Consider the following 2,924-nt stretch of genomic DNA (forward strand, 5'->3'; position numbering starts at 1 on the left):
CCCGCATCGCCGGCGCCGGGGCCCCGCGTTTGCCGAACACGACCTGCCTCGTCCTGCCCGGCCTTGCCGCCGAAGCCCAGGTCATCGCGCTCGATCTCGACGGCATCCGCGTCTCCGCCGGCTCGGCCTGCTCCTCCGGCAAGGTCGCCAGCAGCCACGTTCTCGCCGCCATGGGCCTCGGCGATCTCGCCGGCAACGCCATCCGCGTCTCGTTGCCCTGGAACGCGCCGGACGACGCGCCCGCCCGGTTCCTCGCCGCATATCGGCGTCTTGCCGCCCGCGCCTTGCGCAAATCCGCGCATGTCTCTACCTCGGCAGCGTGAACGGCGGCGGAACGGCGCGCGCCTTCCACCACGCAACGGTTTCAAGGGTTTCAAATGCCGAACATGACTTTCATCGAGCGCGACGGCACGCGCCGGACGGTGGACGCGCCGTCCGGCCTGTCGGTGCTCGAAATCGCCCACAAGCACGGGATCGACATCGAGGGCGCCTGCGAGGGTTCGCTCGCCTGCTCGACCTGCCATGTCATCGTCGATCCCGACTGGTTCGCGAAGCTCGCCGCCGCCTCGGAAGACGAGGAGGACATGCTCGACCTCGCCTTCGGCCTGGAAAAGACCTCCCGCCTCGGCTGCCAGATCGTGATGTCCCCGGCGCTGGACGGGCTCGTCGTGAAGCTGCCCGCCGGCGTGCGGAACGCGCAGAACGGCTGAGATCGTGCGCGTCGTCGTCGCCATGTCCGGCGGGGTGGACAGTTCGGTCGTCGCCGGGCTGATGCACGAGGCCGGGCACGAGGTGATCGGCGTCACCCTCCAGCTCTACGATCACGGCGCGGCCACCGGCCGCAAGGGGGCCTGCTGCGCCGGGCAGGACATCCACGACGCCCGCAACGTCGCCGACCGTCTCGGCATCGCCCATTACGTGATCGACGCCGAGGCCGCCTTCCGCGCCGCGGTGATCGGCGATTTCGCCGAATCCTACGCCGAGGGCCGCACCCCCGTGCCCTGCGTGCGCTGCAACCAGCACCTCAAGTTCGGCGACCTGCTCGGCCTCGCCCGCGATCTCGGCGCCGAGGCGCTGGCCACCGGCCACTATGTCCGCCGCGAGGACGGGCCGGAGGGAGCGGAGCTTCACCGCGCGGTCGATGCACGGCGCGACCAGTCCTGGTTCCTCTTCGCCACCACGCGCGACCAGCTCGCCTTCTCCCGCTTCCCCCTCGGCACCATGCCGGACAAGGACGCCGTCCGCGCCGAGGCCACGCGGATGAACCTGCCCGTCGCCGAAAAGCCGGACAGCCAGGACATCTGCTTCGTCCCCTCCGGCACCTATGCCGACATCGTCGCGAAGCTCCGCCCCGATGCCGCCGCCCCCGGCGAGATCGTCACCGAGGACGGCGCCGTGCTCGACCGTCACCAGGGCATCGCCCGCTACACGGTGGGCCAGGCCAAGCGCCTCGGCGCCGCCTCCGGCCACGTCGTCACCCGGATCGACGCCGCCCGCCGCCGCATCGTCGTCGGCCCCCGCGGCGCCGGCGGTCGCGAGGTGCGGATCGCCGAGCCGAACTGGCTGATCGATCCGCCCGCCGCCCCGTTCCGCGCCAGCGTCAAGCTCCGCGCCGGCGAGACGCCGCACCCCGCCGAGATCGACATCGCCCGCAACCTCGTCACCCTCGACACCCCCGCTCTCGCCGCCCCCGGCCAAGCCTGCGTCGTCTATCGCGAGTCCCGCGTTCTGGGAGGCGGTTTCATTTTATGAATTCATTCGCATCATAAGATAACATAACGTTAAATTCGCGTCGGCTGAAGCATTAAAAAAATTGAATCTCTTGTTGTCGTTGCTTATCATCGCGTCAGAATATTTCAAATTTCAGACATATTTGAACGCGGGAGAGCGGCATGTCCGATGTGACAATACCTTCTGGTGATACGCTGATTCTCAATGCATCGCTGACCAGCAACTTTTCATTTCCAACGACGGGGTCAGCCCCGACCGATCTCGTCATCGAGCCGTCCGCCCTTTCCGTAACCCTCGTGGGGATCACGACGGCCGTCACCGCGATCGAACTGGGCGGCAACATCCAGCATTTCGGACCGAACGACACGATCGTCCTGGCCGATGCCACGACCGACTTCTCCAATTTCGACACCTCGCCCTCGGCGCCGAGCGATGTCATGACGTTCCAAAATATCGCCAGCCTCGCCGTGAGCCAGGATTTCAGGATTTACGCCTCGGATGGTCTGATCATCACCGACAGTCCCCTCATCAACCTCGAGTACGGACCGACACTGAATACGTCACTCGCGCCGTTCATCAACGCGATCGAGCAGTCCCTGTTCGGCAGCATCCCTTCCACCGGCACGCTGACCATCTCGGTCGGCCTTAGCGATTTCGGCGACTCCTCGGCCGAACCCGGCCCTCCGTCCGAGTCCGGCGGATACGCCTTCACCATCAACACGGGCAGCGACATCAACCCCTGCTTCGCCGCCGGCACGCAGATCCGCACCCCGGCCGGCGAGACCCCGGTCGAATCCTTGCGGGCCGGCGATACCGTCCTCACCGCCGCCGGCGCCGAACGCCGCGTGGTCTGGATCGGCCGCCGCACGCTCGACCTCAGCCGCCATCCGCGCCCCGAACTGGTCCGCCCGGTCCGCATCGCCGCCGGCGCGCTGGCCGATGGCGTCCCCGCGCGCGACCTCGTGGTCTCGCCCGACCACGCCCTGTTCCTCGACGGCGTGCTGGTCCAGGCGAAGGATCTGGTCGACGGCACCATGATCGCACCCGACCGCCGAATTTCCCGCGTCACCTATTTCCATGTCGAGCTCGACCGGCACGACGTCCTGCTGGCCGAGGGCGCGCCGGCGGAAAGCTTCCTCGATACCGGCCATCGCGGCCTGTTCGAGAACGCCGGCGAACCGATCACCCTGCAC

The 2,924-nt window shown here is 67.7% G+C and carries 3 protein-coding genes and 1 pseudogene; all 4 read left to right on the plus strand.

The features are described 5' to 3' along the window. Positions 1-323, plus strand: a pseudogene (locus tag APM_RS12420) (cysteine desulfurase); the annotation flags it as partial. Between the two features lie 54 nt (positions 324-377). Continuing rightward, the gene (locus APM_RS12425; protein WP_007423728.1) at positions 378-710 is read left to right on the plus strand and encodes a ferredoxin family 2Fe-2S iron-sulfur cluster binding protein; all 333 of its coding nucleotides are present in this window, start codon (positions 378-380) and stop codon (positions 708-710) included. Positions 711-714: 4 nt separating this feature from the next. Beyond that, a complete protein-coding gene (gene mnmA, locus APM_RS12430) occupies positions 715-1,752 on the plus strand; it encodes a tRNA 2-thiouridine(34) synthase MnmA (RefSeq protein WP_007423729.1) in 1,038 nt (345 codons plus the stop codon). A gap of 140 nt (positions 1,753-1,892) precedes the next feature. Continuing rightward, positions 1,893-2,924 (plus strand): Hint domain-containing protein (locus APM_RS19825; protein WP_007423730.1); only part of this gene is annotated, 1,032 nt, incomplete at its 3' end.

Origin of the sequence: Acidiphilium sp. PM (assembly GCF_000219295.1) — a bacterium.
GTDB classification, from domain to species: domain Bacteria; phylum Pseudomonadota; class Alphaproteobacteria; order Acetobacterales; family Acetobacteraceae; genus Acidiphilium; species Acidiphilium multivorum.